Origin of the sequence: Paenibacillus nuruki (genome assembly GCF_963311185.1) — a bacterium.
Classification (GTDB): domain Bacteria; phylum Bacillota; class Bacilli; order Paenibacillales; family Paenibacillaceae; genus Saccharibacillus; species Saccharibacillus nuruki.
The window spans coordinates 2,857,929-2,873,568 of record NZ_OY725677.1 but is presented as its reverse complement, the minus strand read 5'-3'; the positions used below and the strand labels follow the sequence as shown (position 1 = coordinate 2,873,568).

Annotated in this window: 21 protein-coding genes; 20 read left to right on the top strand and 1 reads right to left on the bottom strand. The window is 38.7% G+C overall.

The annotated features are described in order from the left end of the window. The first annotated feature begins 43 nt into the window (after positions 1–43). Positions 44–340 (top strand): hypothetical protein, encoded by a 297-nt coding sequence (locus RCP16_RS12860; RefSeq protein WP_308640457.1) that lies wholly within the window; start codon positions 44–46, stop codon positions 338–340. A 172-nt stretch (positions 341–512) separates the two neighbouring features. On the opposite strand, the gene RCP16_RS12855 is transcribed toward RCP16_RS12860, so the two are convergent. Beyond that, on the bottom strand, positions 513–1,421 hold the full coding sequence (locus RCP16_RS12855; protein ID WP_371748095.1) for a methyl-accepting chemotaxis protein: 909 nt from the start codon (positions 1,419–1,421) through the stop codon (positions 513–515). Positions 1,422–1,738: 317 nt separating this feature from the next. Between RCP16_RS12855 and RCP16_RS12850 the strand changes: the two genes are divergently transcribed. The 19 genes from RCP16_RS12850 to RCP16_RS12760 all read left to right on the top strand — a co-directional run bounded on the left by RCP16_RS12850 (position 1,739) and on the right by RCP16_RS12760 (position 15,588). Then, the gene (locus RCP16_RS12850) at positions 1,739–2,410 is read left to right on the top strand and encodes an HD domain-containing protein (protein ID WP_308640456.1); all 672 of its coding nucleotides are present in this window, start codon (positions 1,739–1,741) and stop codon (positions 2,408–2,410) included. A 297-nt stretch (positions 2,411–2,707) separates the two neighbouring features. Next, the gene (locus RCP16_RS12845; RefSeq protein ID WP_308640455.1) at positions 2,708–3,334 is read left to right on the top strand and encodes a hypothetical protein; all 627 of its coding nucleotides are present in this window, start codon (positions 2,708–2,710) and stop codon (positions 3,332–3,334) included. Between the two features lie 30 nt (positions 3,335–3,364). Further along, the gene (locus RCP16_RS12840) at positions 3,365–3,802 is read left to right on the top strand and encodes a DUF7716 domain-containing protein (RefSeq protein WP_069327225.1); all 438 of its coding nucleotides are present in this window, start codon (positions 3,365–3,367) and stop codon (positions 3,800–3,802) included. 23 nt (positions 3,803–3,825) lie between these two features. Beyond that, positions 3,826–5,664: an HSP90 family protein gene (locus RCP16_RS12835; RefSeq protein WP_308640454.1), complete on the top strand. Its 1,839-nt coding sequence runs from the start codon at positions 3,826–3,828 to the stop codon at positions 5,662–5,664. Then, positions 5,661–6,731: a hypothetical protein gene (locus tag RCP16_RS12830; RefSeq protein ID WP_308640453.1), complete on the top strand. Its 1,071-nt coding sequence runs from the start codon at positions 5,661–5,663 to the stop codon at positions 6,729–6,731. Before RCP16_RS12835 ends, RCP16_RS12830 begins: the two co-directional genes overlap by 4 nt. Before the next feature lie 104 nt (positions 6,732–6,835). Beyond that, positions 6,836–7,549, top strand: a complete 714-nt coding sequence (locus tag RCP16_RS12825) for a DUF4309 domain-containing protein (protein WP_308640452.1) — start codon at positions 6,836–6,838, stop codon at positions 7,547–7,549. A 168-nt stretch (positions 7,550–7,717) separates the two neighbouring features. Continuing rightward, positions 7,718–7,873, top strand: a complete 156-nt coding sequence (locus tag RCP16_RS12820; protein WP_308640451.1) for a hypothetical protein — start codon at positions 7,718–7,720, stop codon at positions 7,871–7,873. A gap of 39 nt (positions 7,874–7,912) precedes the next feature. Continuing rightward, the gene (locus RCP16_RS12815) at positions 7,913–8,413 is read left to right on the top strand and encodes a DinB family protein (protein ID WP_308640450.1); all 501 of its coding nucleotides are present in this window, start codon (positions 7,913–7,915) and stop codon (positions 8,411–8,413) included. A 105-nt stretch (positions 8,414–8,518) separates the two neighbouring features. Further along, entirely contained in the window at positions 8,519–8,941 is a 423-nt protein-coding gene (locus RCP16_RS12810; protein ID WP_308640449.1) for a GNAT family N-acetyltransferase, read from the top strand. A gap of 31 nt (positions 8,942–8,972) precedes the next feature. Further along, positions 8,973–9,284: a hypothetical protein gene (locus RCP16_RS12805; protein WP_137222191.1), complete on the top strand. Its 312-nt coding sequence runs from the start codon at positions 8,973–8,975 to the stop codon at positions 9,282–9,284. A gap of 141 nt (positions 9,285–9,425) precedes the next feature. After that, positions 9,426–9,548 carry a hypothetical protein gene (locus tag RCP16_RS12800; RefSeq protein WP_273593517.1) on the top strand — a complete coding sequence of 41 codons (123 nt, stop codon included), beginning with the start codon at positions 9,426–9,428 and terminating at the stop codon, positions 9,546–9,548. 171 nt (positions 9,549–9,719) lie between these two features. Beyond that, positions 9,720–10,250 (top strand): peptide-methionine (S)-S-oxide reductase MsrA, encoded by a 531-nt coding sequence (gene msrA / locus RCP16_RS12795; RefSeq protein WP_069327232.1) that lies wholly within the window; start codon positions 9,720–9,722, stop codon positions 10,248–10,250. A gap of 27 nt (positions 10,251–10,277) precedes the next feature. Further along, a complete protein-coding gene (locus RCP16_RS12790; protein ID WP_273593518.1) occupies positions 10,278–11,048 on the top strand; it encodes a tetratricopeptide repeat protein in 771 nt (256 codons plus the stop codon). A 13-nt stretch (positions 11,049–11,061) separates the two neighbouring features. After that, entirely contained in the window at positions 11,062–11,556 is a 495-nt protein-coding gene (locus RCP16_RS12785; protein ID WP_069327234.1) for an NUDIX hydrolase, read from the top strand. Beyond that, on the top strand, positions 11,553–12,281 hold the full coding sequence (locus RCP16_RS12780; RefSeq protein WP_308640448.1) for a YgaN family protein: 729 nt from the start codon (positions 11,553–11,555) through the stop codon (positions 12,279–12,281). The genes RCP16_RS12785 and RCP16_RS12780 overlap by 4 nt, the downstream gene beginning before the upstream one ends. 87 nt (positions 12,282–12,368) lie before the next feature. After that, on the top strand, positions 12,369–13,106 hold the full coding sequence (locus RCP16_RS12775; protein ID WP_137222195.1) for a Bax inhibitor-1/YccA family protein: 738 nt from the start codon (positions 12,369–12,371) through the stop codon (positions 13,104–13,106). A 165-nt stretch (positions 13,107–13,271) separates the two neighbouring features. Beyond that, positions 13,272–13,577 (top strand): antibiotic biosynthesis monooxygenase family protein, encoded by a 306-nt coding sequence (locus RCP16_RS12770; RefSeq protein WP_273593519.1) that lies wholly within the window; start codon positions 13,272–13,274, stop codon positions 13,575–13,577. Positions 13,578–13,596: 19 nt separating this feature from the next. Further along, positions 13,597–14,061, top strand: coding sequence for a GNAT family N-acetyltransferase (locus RCP16_RS12765; RefSeq protein WP_308640447.1), 465 nt, complete (start codon positions 13,597–13,599; stop codon positions 14,059–14,061). A gap of 126 nt (positions 14,062–14,187) precedes the next feature. Next, positions 14,188–15,588 carry a phytase gene (locus RCP16_RS12760; protein WP_308640446.1) on the top strand — a complete coding sequence of 467 codons (1,401 nt, stop codon included), beginning with the start codon at positions 14,188–14,190 and terminating at the stop codon, positions 15,586–15,588. The last annotated feature ends 52 nt before the right edge of the window (positions 15,589–15,640 follow it).

The following is a 15,640-nucleotide window of genomic DNA, read 5'->3' as shown; positions in this document are numbered from 1 at the left end:
ACTACATTCTCAACTATACTAGCGAGCAAGAATGGAGATTGTGATGAACAAACGAGCAGCAGGAATCAGCCTGATTGCCATAGCCGCATTTTTGTATGGTGTGAAATACATGAGTGCTGCGATTTGGGGATCAGGAACAAATACATGGAACAGCGATTTATTTAATAATTTTTTGAATAGTGTAGGTCAAGTCCCTTTGTATTTCAGTTGGATAGCTTTAGCGGCGGGAATTGTGTATCTATATCAAGCAGAAGTAGAAGACAATGAGCGTAAACGTCAGCTAATGACTGTTAAGAAACAGCAGGGAATCGAAGAAGAACCACAGCAAAATCCGAATTAAGTATAGTTTGAATCTTAGAGTGAGGTGGAGTACTTGCTCTTTGGTTATAAAATGAAAGACCGTTGCTATAATTGAACGGTCTTTTTAACGTAAGCTATGTTATTTTGTACAACATGATTTTAAATTAGACCAGAAAAAGCCATCCTTATACTGCCAAGGGCTTGTACTCTTCTTAAATGATGACAGATACTTCGCGTGCTTGAATATCTAATTCTTGCGCAGCTGACGAAATTTTAGTGAAGTCACTCATCGCTACTTGAATCTGTTGTTGGCTTTGTTCTACAGTTGATTGTGCTTCATTTGTGCCTTTAGCGATTTTCTCAATCTCTTGAGTAATTGAATCTACACTATCACGTACTTCAATAATTGATTTTTCAACCATGGTTGATAACTTACGAACTTCTTTGGCAACCACATCGAATCCACGTCCAAATTCACCAGCATGAGCCGCTTCAATCGCTGCATTGAGCGCAAGTAAATGAGTCTGAGAAGAAATCTCACGAATCGTCTGTACAACTCCTTGAATCGATTGTGCTTGTTGTTGAAGATTAACGAGTGTATGTTTATTTTCAGCAGAGACATCTGCAATTTTGTTGATACTTTGTAGCAGTTCTTGACTACGTTGAATCCCTTTATTCGCACGTTCGCTCATACTATCCGCCATATGTTGCAGTTCAGTCACTACATGAGTCATATGATTTTGTCTTTGAGTGATATTAGTAGCAATCTTGGAGACCCCGATCACTTTCCGGGTACTATCTTCAAAAATAGGCATATACGTAGCTTCTAGCCAGATCGGCTGACCTTGAGCATCCATACGCTCGATTTTATTTTGAAAACTTTCTCCAGACAACAGGCTTTTCCAAAACAATTCGTATTGAGGACTATTTACAAATGCAGGAAAACAAAACCTTTGATGCTCCATACCTTGCATTTCTTCGCGTGTATATCCCATCGTCCGCGCAAAAATATCATTTACATAAGCTACACGTCGATGAACATCAAACCGAATAATAGCAAGGTTATTTTCCAAAGCTTTGACGACTAAAGTATCCATTGTTTCTTGATTGTAATTTTGCACAAGTAACTCCCTCTCACAAATAAAATCATCCAATTCAGCTATTCTTTTTTTAAAAAGTAGATACGATTATAAGTAGGTATTATTTTTGGATAGAGGTAAAAAATTTATATTTATTATAATATCGACCGTTTCTAAATGTTTAATGAGCATTTAAATCATATATTTCATTAAAAGAATGACATATCGTTTGATTTGGAGGAATTATTGGAACAAGATAAAATAGTGTAGTGATATACAGTTTATATAAAGTCATGTATACTTCATTCTCGGTCAAGTCATCTTTATTATCTAGATAGCGAAAGGACGGTACATATATAATGACAACAGCAGATCAGAATCAACAAGCACAAGAGCAAATTATTCAGGACACAGCAGAATTTGTGCAATCCGTTCTTGGTGAAGATACGAGTGGTCATGATTGGTGGCATATTCATAGGGTGGTACAAATGACAGAACGGATTACAGCGGCTGAAGGAGCTAATCGATTCATTACAGTAATGGCGGCTTTACTTCATGATGTAGCTGATGAGAAGTTAAATGATTCCAAAGAAGCAGGTATGCGTAAAGTGACCGACTGGTTAGAGACTCAACCAATCGATGAACAAGATACAGAACATATTGTGGATATTATTGCTACGATGTCTTACAACGGTGGAAATAATCCTCCTGTGCGTACACTGGAAGGACAGATTGTACAAGATGCGGATCGCTTGGATGCGATTGGAGCGATCTCTATTGCGCGTGTCTTTGTGTATTCAGGGCATACGGGTCGTCCGATTCATGATCCAGCTATTCCGGTACGCACATCCATGACACCTGAACAATATCGCAATGAGAAGAGTACAGCGATCAATCATTTTCATGAAAAATTACTCAAATTAAAAGATAAGATCAATACGCCTGCTGCCCGTATTATAGCCGAAGAGCGTCACCGCTATATGCAAGAGTATGTAGATCGTTTTTATAAAGAATGGAATGGCGAAATCTAAATGTAGACATCCTATACAAAGACTTGTGCAAAGAGAATAACCTTTCACAGGTCTTTTTGTATATACAACGATATAGGCAAAAAATCATGTACACTACTGAGGTTGCTCGGTTGTTCTGTTCTTTATGAAACGGTATACTGGAAAGTAAGATCTTACCGAAAATTGATACTAAATTTTATTGTGTTTACTGAAGTACTACTTTGTTACAATACCTACTTCTAGCTGATATTATTCTTGGGAGATGGATAGTTAAAGAGATCAATCTACAAGAAATACTACACCAAGGAGAGATGCAACATGAAACGTTTTTTTGATGAATTAGGAGAACCATATAGTTTCTGGTATTCATTACATCATGGCAAACCTGTACTGGTAGAGTGCCCCAAATGTGCAGGCCCTGCCTCTATCACCGATAATGAATCAATCGAAATGCAATGTTCTCATTGTTTTTATAGTCAAACGTATCAAATAGACTATGATTATACAGCAAGCGGTGTATGTACCTTTTGTGAGCGCTGGTTTAATGAGTCAGTCACAGATAAAGGACAGCATCATCATAAAAATGTACATATTCGCTGTCCGTATTGCCAGACCACTAATCAAGTACCTCTCAACAAGAAAACATCCAACCGATATTCTTTAGGATTTGAGATTAGAGATGGGAAAGATCCATTGTTTCAACTGAACCTATATTTGCTGACCCATTATCGGGGCAAATTAATCTGGGCACTCAATCATGAACATTTAAATTATCTGATTGATTATATTTCGGCTGATCTACGGGTTAAGCCTTCTGTGTATATTAAGCGTCATGCGTCTTATCGATTACCCAAGTATATGAAAGACGCTAAAAATAGAGATGGAATCGTCAAAGCGTTACACAAGTTACAGCATAAGTACGAACATACCCATAGTATGGTGTGATGCTATTTGCCCAAAGAGGAGGAATATTCTATGAATCCACATCAACAGCACATCGTTGATTTGCATGAAAAAGGAGAATTACAGCATGCTCAGTTTGATCATTTTGTAGAGCTGTTGCCTGTGATGAATAAGATTGAAAATCAATGGTTATATCTCAATGTGAAGAAATGGGAACAGAATCCGCTGGCTACACCTATTTATTATTTTAATGAAGATTGGCTCAATGAATTGGAGTATCAAGGCGGAACCATTACGAATGCTCGTGAGGATATCTTTCCGGATTGGGTGGATGATCATGCGATACAGACATGGTTAGAATTAGCGACGTTTGAAGATATTATTGATATTTTGAGCAATACCGGGCAGACACCAACACCTGAAATGATGGTGATTGCGATTAATTATTATTATGAATACGATGCTTTTCTAGAATATGATGACGTGGTCGCTAGAATGGATAATCATTAATATTATTGAAGGAGTTGTATGGTATGAGTGAATCAGATACATATCGGTTTCAAGTAAATCTTAGTGGAATGATCAATATTTTATCCAATCATTTGTATAGTAATCCCAAAGTGTTTTTACGTGAAGTGTTGCAGAATGCAGTTGATGCTGTAACCGCTCGTTCTCAGCAAGATCCTACGTATCAAGGAAGTATCCATCTTGAATTAACCGGTACAGGTGCTGGGTCGACATTGATGATCGAAGACGATGGAATTGGCTTGACCAGAGAAGATGTGCATGAGTTTTTGGCAATGATCGGTCAATCGTCTAAGCGTGGTGGAGCAGATGCGTTTACACAAGAGACCTCATTTATCGGACGATTCGGGATTGGATTGTTATCTTGTTTTATGGTCAGTGATGAGATTGTGATGGTGACTCAATCTGCCAAAGGTGGTAAAGCACTAGAATGGCGTGGTAATCCAGATGGTACATATCATATTCGTGAGTTAGAGACAGAGTTATCTCCAGGAACCAAAGTATATTTACGTTGTAAGCCTGATTGTGAAATGTATTATGAATCGGAGTTGTTACAACAATGGATCTATGATTATGGTGCGCTATTGCCATACCCGATTACGTTCCGTGATGGACAGACTCAGCGTATTGTGAACGATCAGCGTCCGTTATGGTTAGATGATCCAGAGCGAGCACGTGGGCATCGTGAAGAAGTATTGCAATTGGGACAACGTTTACTAGGAGAGAAGTTTCAAGATTATATCCCTTTGAAGACTGCTTCTGGACGCACAGGTGGAATTGCGTTTATTTTGCCACACTCGGTCAATCTGAATGTTAAAAAATCCAATCGTGTGTATCTCAAGTATATGTTGGTATCAGAAAAAGCAGAAAACATTTTGCCAGACTGGGCGTTTTTTGTGAAAAGTATCATCTGGACCGATGAGTTACAGCCGACAGCATCTCGTGAACATTTTTATGAAAATGAGAAATTGGAACAAGTACGTCAGGAGTTAGGAGATAGTATTCGTGCTGAATTGTTACGGATGGCTGAATACGATCCTGATCGACTGCAGCGGATTATTCAATTACATGCATTATCGATGAAAGCTCTGGCGGTTGAAGATACATCCTTTTTCCAGATTATCTATCGCTGGTTGCCTTTTGAAACGACATATGGTCGCCGTAAAGTACATGAATTAATGGCAGATGGACAGAAGATGTATTACACGACAAGTCTGGATGAATATCGTCAGATTACACATGTGGCTTCTGCTCAATCATTGTTAGTGGTCAATGGTGGTTATGTGTATGATGCCGAACTGATTGCTTTACTTCCTGAAGTGTGTGCAGAAGCGCAGACAGAGCGCTTGATTCCAGAAGATGTGTCGCTTGCTTTTACCGATATTACCGCAGATGAACGTAAGCAGTATTATGAGGCTGTTCGCTATGCGGATGTGGCTTTGCAACGATTCCGCTGTCAGATTCAACTTAAACGGTTCAAGCCGGAAGATTTGCCAGCATTATTTACTTTATCGCAAGAAGCTTCTGATCTGCGCTCGATTGAAACATCCAAATCAGTCAGTCCGCTAGCATTAACTTCGGTATTGCAGAGCTTAAGTTCTTCGCTACAAGAGTCTGCTTATTCGACACTGTATCTGAATATTAATAATTCGGTCGTAGAACGTATTTTCCAAGCCAAAAACGAAAGTATGATCGTTGTGGCTATTGAGATGTTATATGTAAATGCATTAATGATGGGGCATTACCCGATGAACAGACAAGAGATGCAAGTATTAAATCAAGGAATTGTTCGCTTTTTGGATTGGGGATTATCGGCGAATAATGATCAAGGAGGACACACCGAATGAATCATCAACCAGAACAGATGAATCCAGATTTTGAAGATATTATGGATCAAGCATATAGTTTGCCGAATGGACGAGCCAAAATTGCTTTATTAGAAGAAGCGATTCGAATTGCAGATAGTCTTGGTGATGTTGAACAGGGCTATAGTGCACGTGAAGAATTAGTAGAAACATGTACTTTTAGCGGTCATCCGATGAAAGCACTGGTTGCATTCTCATGGTTACTTGGACAATTTGATCAACAACCGGATGAATACGATGATTTTACATTATTATGGTCGTACAAATGGATTCTAGATTCGATTGCTTCGTTTCCAGAAATTAACCGGGCACAAATTGAAGAATTGCTAGCTGATATGCGTAGACGTTACGAACAATTCGGATACAGTGAGCGTTCTTATTATTACTATCGCTTTTCACTACTCAAAGATTATGGTGAAGTAGAAGAAGCACAACAATTTTTGGATAAGACCAAAGCGATGGATCGTGATGAGATGAGCGATTGTGAAGCATGTGAACAACATCAATTCGTAGAGTTTGAAGTGATGAAAGGCAATGACGAGCAGATTATTCGCACAGCTCGACCTATTTTGAGAGGTCGAATGACATGTGGCGAAGTTCCTCATCTGACATTATCGAAAGTGTTAATGCCATTATATCGTCTGGGTAAATTAGAAGAAGCAGAGAAATATCAAAAACAAGGCTATCGCCTGATCAAAGGCAATCGTGACTTTGTACTTCATTCGGGTGAGCATATGTATTACCTGTTAAATATCGATCTTTTGCAGGCTTTGGAAGTATTTGAACAATGGGTTGGATTATCTTTGGATCATGAGAATCCGCGTGATAAGATGATGTTTAATGCGTATGCAGCTGTCCTGTTCAAGCGTCTGGTTGCTGATGGCAATGTGACATCTGTCAAATTACCAGCTGGCTATCCCTATCCAGAAGAAGCTAATGATTTGCCAGCTATAGCGAGTCGTCTAGAACAAATGGGACTAGAAACAGCAGGGCGATTAGATCAGCGCAATGGTAACAGCTATTATACGACGTTGATTCAGCAATTATAAATCAGGCTGTTATTTACAATTTAGATACATTCGTTCGTATTGCAGATACATGTTCTCTATATACTAAACCTAACGAATCATTGACAAAGAGGAGAGAACAGAGAATGAATAGGTCTACACGTAAAAATAACGATAACCAACAATGGAGTCGATTGCAGATATCATCAGGTCTATGGAAAATCAGTCTATTGATCGTAGGCTTGATGATCGTAGCAGGGTGTGGTAATTCTCAGCAACAAGCAACACCTACAACTTCTGGATCCACGACTCCATCTGACAATAATATTGTAGAACCGTCCGTCACAGCGTCTACACCGGCGACAGCAGAGCCACAATCTTCAGAAGAGACTATTCCCGAACAGTCAACACAAAGTGAAGATACAGACGATACGGATACCTTTTCAGGAACAACAATTCTCAAAGCTGCTAAAGAAGGCACATTGCCTGATTTGCCTAAAGGTCTAGCATTAGGATCAAGCCGTGAGACATTATTTCAATTAAAAGGGAAGCCAGAATTAGGTGATACGGATGTTCCAATGTTGAGTTATGGTACATTCGATGTGGCTTTCGATGGAAAAGACAAAATAGTGGAACTCACATCTAGTGCAGACGCTTATAAAAAGTTGAAAATGGATACTATTATCACTGAATTGGGTAAGCCTGATGAAAAAAATGATACGTCTAAAGATGTAGCTTATACAGCAGAAGCTACATATCAACTGACCAATCAAGATATTCCTAAGTATTTTCTTGTCTTTTCGTATCATACTCAAACTCAAAAGATACAATATGTTCGGTTGTATGAAGAGATTCAGTAATACACAAATAAGCAACATATAGATATAGAAAGGCACTCTTTACGAGTGTCTTTTTGTTTTGATCATAAATTGTTAAATCAACAGATAAAGAGTCAGGAGATTTCAATTGCCCCTCGATCTCAAATAAAAGTCGACTTTCCAATGAAGCCTGCTAAAATAGAATTATACATGGTAAAAAATGGGGAGTACTTTCTAGTAGAGCTGAATCAATCTGGACCGTATTCACTACCTGAAAAGTCTGATGATGATGTGCAGTATGCACTTTCTGCGACATGGAATAAAGATAACAACAGTCAGTATTATTTTGGCGTGCATATTCGTTAAGCTCAAAAAGGATCTTATTTTGTCAAAGGAGGATTTTCAATGAATTATAGTCAACGACTTCAGAATCTGGTGTTGCATTTTCAGACCGAATTGAACCGTATTCCTCAAGACGAATTCAGCGCCAAAGCGCATCCTGCCAAATGGTCTAAAAAAGAAATTGTGGGTCACTTGTGTGATTCGGCTGCGAATAATTATATACGCTTTGTCAAAATAGCTCTGTCGGATTATCCGATTCCACTTGAAGGATATGATCAAGATCGCTGGGTAGAACTGAATGATTATCATAATAGTTATGATCCATATGATGTGATTCAGCTCTGGATCAATCGTAATGTTCAGATTGCTACTGTACTGGCACAGATTCCAGAAGAAGATTATACCAAAGAAGGTATTCTGCCTTCCGGTGAAAGTGCGACACTCGACTGGTTAGCTGCGGATTATATTGAACATATGATTCATCATTTCCGTCAGATTATTGGCAATGAACGCATTGAGACGATGATTAATCAGAGTAAAAAGTCCAAAGTTGAACATAGTTAAATAACATAGTATATTCATACAGATCATATTCCTACTGTCATACAGGGATATGATCTATTTGTATTTATTTGATAAGGAAAGTAGGTTATACATATGAGGATCTCTGTGATTAAAGAATTGAAAGTAGAGGAACTTGAACCTTTGGTGCTCCAAAGTGAACAAGAAGGATTTAGACATATCCGTCGATTGGTTAACGAATATCAGTCAGGAGAAAATACATTTTCAGGTCAAGGCGAAGCACTATATATCGCCCGTGAACAAGAACAGATTGTCGGTGTCATTGGACTGAATCAAGATCCTTTTTCCGATCAATCTACAGGTCGTGTACGCCGATTGTATGTTCATCCAGACTATCGTCATCTAGGAATTGGTACGCAATTGGTGCAAAAAGTGACTTCTGAAGCAAACAAGTTCTATAATATACTGGTACTGCGTGCAGATAGTGAGCAAGCCAGTCAGTTCTATCTAGCGCTAGGATTTAAGCCGGATTCTCATGATCCACATCGTACTCATTACAAAGTATTATAATGTTCTCACATGTATAGGAGCTGATTCTGTTTTGCCGAAACAAAGAAAAAAATGGATTTTGATATTGATCTTTTTTGCACTGATTTTGAGTATGGTGGCTACTGTCCCAAGTGAAAAGTCGTATAATCAATGGTTAGCCACTCAATACAATCTAAAGTGTACAAGTGATACAGTAACGAGAGATTGTAGTATTAATGGACAAGCGATTGAATGGAAAGACAAAACAGAACGTCATTTGTTTCTTTATAAAAAAACGACAGATGAATATTCGACCAATAAAGGAAATTTGACGATCAAATCGTTAGGAATATTTGGTCATTACTTTGATATATCTTCCTCATAAAGCTGTGTATATTAGAGCGTTTACACTGCGTTGATATTTTCTATTTTTATTTACAAAAATCTGGATTGACAACGATAGTTCTCCCCCTTAAAATGACGATAAGCCACATTGGCGAAGTTGAAATGAAGAGAGGGGACTATCATGCTGCAAGTCATCCGTAGAGTGCTGGAATGGTTGTTTGTCGATAACAAACAGGTATATCAATTCAGTGATGTGTTTTGTGAAGATAGCGGGTTTGTCGTCTATATTCCTGAACAGAAATAGCAGGTAGTCTATAATCGTCTTATCGATCGATAAGCCATATGATTTTTTTGAAAATCAGCCGCAAGCATAGATGAGTGATCATCTAAGTGTTGCGGCTTTTGTAATGCTTTCTAAACATACGTATAATGAAGATATATTTAACCTACTCATACACAGAAGGGGATTATGTACATGTCAGAATTACAAAAAGCTACATTTGCCGGAGGATGTTTCTGGTGCATGGTTACTCCATTCGAAGAATTACCAGGTATTCATGGAATCGTATCTGGATATACAGGTGGACATATCAAAAATCCAACGTACGAACAAGTCAAAACAGGCAATACCGGTCATTATGAAGTCGTTGAAATTACATTTGATCCGTCATTATTTGCTTACGAGAAATTGTTAGAATTGTACTGGCCACAGACCGATCCAACCGATGATGGCGGACAGTTCCAAGATCGTGGAACACAGTATCGTACCGCTATTTTTTATCATAATGAAGAACAGCAAGAATTAGCACTTCAGTCCAAAGTAGAACTGGCAGCAAGTGGTCGATTTACACAACCGATTGTCACTGAAATTTTGCCTGCATCTGTGTTCTATCCTGCTGAAGAATATCATCAAGATTATCACAAAAAGAATCCAAAACATTATAAAGAAGATCGTGAGCAATCCGGTCGGGACGAATTTATTGATAGCAACTGGCAACAGTCTTAAAATAGCAAGAGTAAAGGAGAATAGACAATGAAAAAGTTACGTTCACTGTTTGGTAAAAAGTCAGATGACACGACTGAATCTCATGAAGAGTCTACACCAAAGACTTCCACTTCTCCAACAGAGTCTGCTACAGAACCACAGAAAGTGAATCTAGCCAATCCTGAATTTCAAGAAATGGATCGGCTGCGTGAATTGTTTCAACAAGAGAAATTTAGTGAAGTTTTGCAAGAAGTTGAACCTTATCGTTCCTCTTTAGATACGTATGTGGTGAAAGAAGCGTATGGTTTGACTGCTTTGTCTTATTTTCGATTAGAGCAATATGAACAAGCACGAGCTACATTTGAATGGTTATGCAATGAGTATGGAGATATCAATGATTGGTTTAATTTAATGACTTCGGCTATTCTGGCAGGTAAAATCGATCAGGGCATGGAAGCTTATACACAAGCCAAAGAATTACGTGCACACGCTGAAAATGATGAAGGTGTACCTATTCCGCAGATGATGTACTATGCTTGCCGTGCACTTGCAGATGCTAAGGAATATGATCGTGCATTTAAAGTATTAAATGAATTAGTTGATATCCATAAGCAACTTCATATTACAGATGACACGTTCTTATATATGCGTGGAGTGCCTATGTTACCTCATACGATGGAAGCCGCCAAAATTATTTTGACAGCTCGCAAAGATAAAATGGATATTGATACATGGTTTGCGATGTTAGATGCTTCGCTAGATGAAGAAGGCAGAGAAATAGCACGACAGACCAAACAGCAAATTATAGCTGTTCAATAAGGAGCAAAGGTGGATGAGCTATATCACTGAACTAAGAGCAGTTGTAGGAAGCAGACCTCTTATTATGGCTGGTGCTACTGTTATATTAGTAAATGATCAACAACAGATCCTTTTGCAAAAGCGTGTAGATAATCATTGCTGGGGATTACCCGGTGGAAGTATGGAACTTGGCGAGACATTAGAACAAGTCGCTAAGCGAGAACTAGAAGAAGAAACAGGTTTGGTAGCTGTGCATTTGCAGCTACTGGATATCTTCTCCGGCCCTGATCTATATTATCAATATCCGCATGGGGATGAAGTCTATAATGTTGTAGCAGCTTACGTATGTAGAGAGTATACAGGTTCACTTCAAGCGCAATGTTCTGAAGTCCAAGAATTACAATTTTTTGACCTTTTTGTATTACCACAGATGATCAATCCACCTGACCGTCCTATTATTCAATCTTTTACGCAATCATTTCTAGGGAGTGATCGTGATGCTGTCACCGAAAGGAATCCAAACGATTGAAAAAAACCATTATCGTATTGTTGCTTATTGTATTGGTTGGATGTGAAAATCAGTCTACTCCCACACAACCGGTAACAGCTAAAGTCATTCGAACACCTGATCGACCTGTAACCAATACTACTGAGGCACCCACTTCAGAAAAAGGATTAACCACAGATCTGATCGAACAGTATGAAGCCAAAGAAGCTACAAAAAAAGCGAAAAAACAACAGAAAATGATCCAATTACATGTTGTACCGAATACCGATGCTGAATATCAAAAGTTACAAGCACAGACATGGGATAATATCGTTATCGCGAAAGTGAATATAAATCAGCAAAAAGTAAGTACCGTGCGAACATGGATCGATCATTATCGTAATGGACAGTTCAAAGAACAAATGCTGTATAACAATTTTGCTATTCCAGACGGAGAAAAAGAAATGTCGATTCATTCTTATTCTAAAAGAGAAGATAATCGCCATGAGACGGTTGTGATTATGATTCAAGTGGGATTAAATTCTACCAGCTTAGAGTATACATATCTTCCAGTACATGCTTCTACATTCATGTCGAGTACCTTGTTGGATCAGCGATCAATTCCGATCAATACGACGGTTGATCTTTCTATGCGTGTCAACAATGATGGTCAACACACTATGACAAGTAGCAATCTAGCTGAAACGATCAAAAATAACAAAGAAGTATTTGTGTTACGTGCCAAATGGGTGGGGTTGTCCAAATGAATCATTCCCACCTATAATGGACAAGTCATCCGTAGAACGATGATGTAGAGGGGTTATTTATATTTTAGACAGAAAAGAGATGATCGTATGGCGTTAAACAATCCAGCACTTAGTGAAAAAGCATTTTCGGATTTTAAAGAAAGTGATTTTAAAGCAGGAGCAATGACGGTTGGCGGTACTGTTGGAAAAACAATGGTACTTCTTGCTTTGCTAATGGTTGCAGCAGTGTACACATGGTATCTGTATTATCAAGGACAAGATGTGACTGGTTTTCTGATCGTAGGTTTGATCGGTAGTCTGGTGACTTCGCTAATTACTATTTTTTTCAAAAGAGCAGCCTTTGTAACAGCACCTTTATATGTGATTTTGAATGGATTAATGTTAGGGGCAATCTCGGCGTGGACAGATTATAGTTATCCGGGAATTGTTATCAATGCGATTCTGATTACGGTAGGGACATTATTCTTGATGTTAGCGATCTATACACTACGTATTATCAAAGTCACACCAGGATTTACACTTGGCATCGTGATTTGTACGGCTTCAATTGCACTTGTTTATCTGATTGATATTATTTTAGGATTTTTTGGAATCAGTGTACCGTTTATTCATGAAACCGGTTGGATCGGCATCGGGATTAGCTTGTTTATCGTAGCGATTGCTGCACTGAACTTATTGCTAGACTTTCACTTCATTGAGACTGAAGCTCAATCAGGTGCACCTAAGTATATGGAATGGTATGCAGCATTTGGTCTAATGGTGACCTTGATCTGGTTGTATATGGAAATTCTACGTTTGTTATCTAAGCTGAATAGTCGTAACTAACGGGTAGGTAAATCTAAAGTCTTGTTCCTGATCGTAGGAGCAAGACTTTTTGTATTGTTCAGTTGAATGAAAGAGCGAACACCTTTATACTAAATCAAACCCATTATGGGTAGTGCCCAATTATTTATATAGTGCTATAAGGAAAAGATATGGAGGAGTGATGTGATGATATTAGAGGTAGCTATTTTACAAGTAAAAGCAGGTCAAACCGAAGACTTTGAGCAAAGTTTCCGTCAAGCTTCTCAGATTATATCTGGTATGAAAGGGTACATATCACATGAGTTACAATGTTGCCTTGAAGTTGACAATCAATACATATTGTTAGTCCGTTGGCAGACACTAGACGATCATACCGAAGGATTCCGCGGATCAGCAGAATATCAGGAGTGGAAGCAATTACTTCATCATTACTATGATCCGTTCCCGACGGTACATCATTATGAAATCGTAGAATCTTCTCAATCCCTATAATCAAAGGAGTGTTATATCTATGGTTCGTATAGAACAAGTTCTACCTACTGATCAGCATTTGAGAAGATTAATTCAGGCATTAGATAAAGATCTACTACAGCGGTATGATGAAGAAAATATTTATACAATTGATCTGGATCATCCTGATACCCTTAAAACTACTTTTATGGTGGCTTATGTAGATGATACACCGGCAGGTTGTGGTGCTATTCGTTCATTGGATGCAGACAGTGTAGAATTGAAACGATTTTTCGTCGACTCTACATATCGTAGACAAGGGATTGCTGGTAAAATGCTACAAGCATTAGAGCAGAGAGCGATTGAACAGGGTTGTCAATGGATTCGCTTGGAGACAGGTGCAGAACAATTTGAAGCGACAGCTTTTTACGAACGCAATGGTTATTATCGTATTCCTGTCTTTGCAGATTATAAAGATGATGGTATTAGTTTATGTTATGAGAAAAAGCTTGATTTGGATAAATAAATACTATTCCTGCGCTTTACCTGAACTTTACACAATACAGACTCCACGCTAACAATCATCGCCTATATTTAAATCGATGGGTATGACACGCCATACATAGCGTAATCGCGACAAGGAGCAGATGAAATGTTGAAGAACATAGGTAAAACGGCTTTATTGGTGGCAGGAATCAGTATTACAGCAGCGGTAGCGAGTCCGCTGGTACATGCAGCAGAAGGTTCATCCGTTCCGCTTAGACAATCGATCGAGGCTATCGGCGGCAAAATGTACTGGGACGGAGAAGATAAAGCAGCCTTTTTCCAATTGAAAAATGGAATTACAGGTTCGATTACAGTGGGTGAGAAGAAATACCGACTGGCTGGCAAAAGTGGCGTATTGGAACAAGCTGCTCATTTACAACAGGGAGCTACCTATATTCCACAAAGCTTGCTGACAATGATCACTGCTGAAAATGCCAAATTCAATGATCCTGCTGATGCTATCCCTGTATTTTCGGTTCAGCCTACAGGCGAGACAGCTGCTGTAGAGTCAGGTGAAGATGCAGCAGATGATCCAGCGATCTGGCTTGATCCATCCAACGCAGCCAACAGCAAGATTATTGCTACGAACAAAGGCGGAGGCATGTTGGTCTATGATCTGAAAGGCAAAGAGTTACAATCTTATCCTACAGGTAAAATGAACAATACCGACCTTCGTTACGATTTTCCATTGAACGGTAAAAAAGTGGATATTGTTGGTGCGACCAATCGTTCAAGCAATACGATTGATATCTTTTCGTTTAATGGTCAAACAGGCGCACTTCAAAATATCCTTGCTACACCAATCAAATCCAAAATGGGTGAAGTATACGGATTTAGCTTGTACCATAGTGTAAAAACAAACAAATACTATGCGCTTGTTTTGGGTAAAGAAGGCGAATTCGAACAATATGAATTAATGGATAATGGTAAAGGCAAAGTAAAAGGATCATTGGTACGTCAATTTAAGCTGGATACGCAATCAGAAGGTATGGTTGCTGATGATGAATATGGCACATTATATATTGCTGAAGAAGATGCAGCGATCTGGAAATACAGTGCAGAACCTGATGGTGGTACCAAAGCTTTAGGCACAGTTGATGTTGCAGATGGTCGTCGTCTCCATGATGATATCGAAGGGTTAACCCTTTATTATGGTGCAGATGGAACAGGTTACTTGATGGCTTCAAGTCAAGGTAATAATACGTATGCTGTCTATGATCGCCAGAATAACAATCCATACATCGCTAACTTTACGATTAACGATGGTAAAGGTATCGATGGCACGACAGAAACTGATGGTATTGATGTATTAGGTGCGAATATGGGTAGCCAGTATCCGTATGGTGTATTTATTGCTCAAGATGATGAGAATTTGCAAAATGGCAAAAAGCTTAATCAAAACTTCAAGCTTGTACCATGGCAGTCGATTGATGCAGGTCTACATGAAGGTGTAGAGATGACGACCAACACTAGCCCTGATCCACGAAAATTAGAAAATCGTCAATAAGGTATACATGTATCGCCATACACTGATTTATTAAATAGTTGTAGGCTTTATT

Bases quoted from the DNA above. Each gene is read 5' to 3' on its own strand.
- RCP16_RS12840 (WP_069327225.1), top strand. From the start codon at position 3,365: ATGAATCCACATCAACAGCACATCGTTGATTTGCATGAAAAAGGAGAA.
- msrA (WP_069327232.1), top strand. From the start codon at position 9,720: ATGTCAGAATTACAAAAAGCTACATTTGCCGGAGGATGTTTCTGGTGC.
- RCP16_RS12775 (WP_137222195.1), top strand. From the start codon at position 12,369: ATGGCGTTAAACAATCCAGCACTTAGTGAAAAAGCATTTTCGGATTTT.
- RCP16_RS12760 (WP_308640446.1), top strand. From the start codon at position 14,188: ATGTTGAAGAACATAGGTAAAACGGCTTTATTGGTGGCAGGAATCAGT.
- RCP16_RS12790 (WP_273593518.1), top strand. From the start codon at position 10,278: ATGAAAAAGTTACGTTCACTGTTTGGTAAAAAGTCAGATGACACGACT.
- RCP16_RS12815 (WP_308640450.1), top strand. From the start codon at position 7,913: ATGAATTATAGTCAACGACTTCAGAATCTGGTGTTGCATTTTCAGACC.
- RCP16_RS12765 (WP_308640447.1), top strand. From the start codon at position 13,597: ATGGTTCGTATAGAACAAGTTCTACCTACTGATCAGCATTTGAGAAGA.
- RCP16_RS12845 (WP_308640455.1), top strand. From the start codon at position 2,708: ATGAAACGTTTTTTTGATGAATTAGGAGAACCATATAGTTTCTGGTAT.
- RCP16_RS12800 (WP_273593517.1), top strand. From the start codon at position 9,426: ATGCTGCAAGTCATCCGTAGAGTGCTGGAATGGTTGTTTGTCGATAAC.
- RCP16_RS12835 (WP_308640454.1), top strand. From the start codon at position 3,826: ATGAGTGAATCAGATACATATCGGTTTCAAGTAAATCTTAGTGGAATG.
- RCP16_RS12830 (WP_308640453.1), top strand. From the start codon at position 5,661: ATGAATCATCAACCAGAACAGATGAATCCAGATTTTGAAGATATTATG.
- RCP16_RS12820 (WP_308640451.1), top strand. From the start codon at position 7,718: ATGGTAAAAAATGGGGAGTACTTTCTAGTAGAGCTGAATCAATCTGGA.
- RCP16_RS12825 (WP_308640452.1), top strand. From the start codon at position 6,836: ATGAATAGGTCTACACGTAAAAATAACGATAACCAACAATGGAGTCGA.
- RCP16_RS12860 (WP_308640457.1), top strand. From the start codon at position 44: ATGAACAAACGAGCAGCAGGAATCAGCCTGATTGCCATAGCCGCATTT.
- RCP16_RS12850 (WP_308640456.1), top strand. From the start codon at position 1,739: ATGACAACAGCAGATCAGAATCAACAAGCACAAGAGCAAATTATTCAG.
- RCP16_RS12785 (WP_069327234.1), top strand. From the start codon at position 11,062: ATGAGCTATATCACTGAACTAAGAGCAGTTGTAGGAAGCAGACCTCTT.
- RCP16_RS12770 (WP_273593519.1), top strand. From the start codon at position 13,272: ATGATATTAGAGGTAGCTATTTTACAAGTAAAAGCAGGTCAAACCGAA.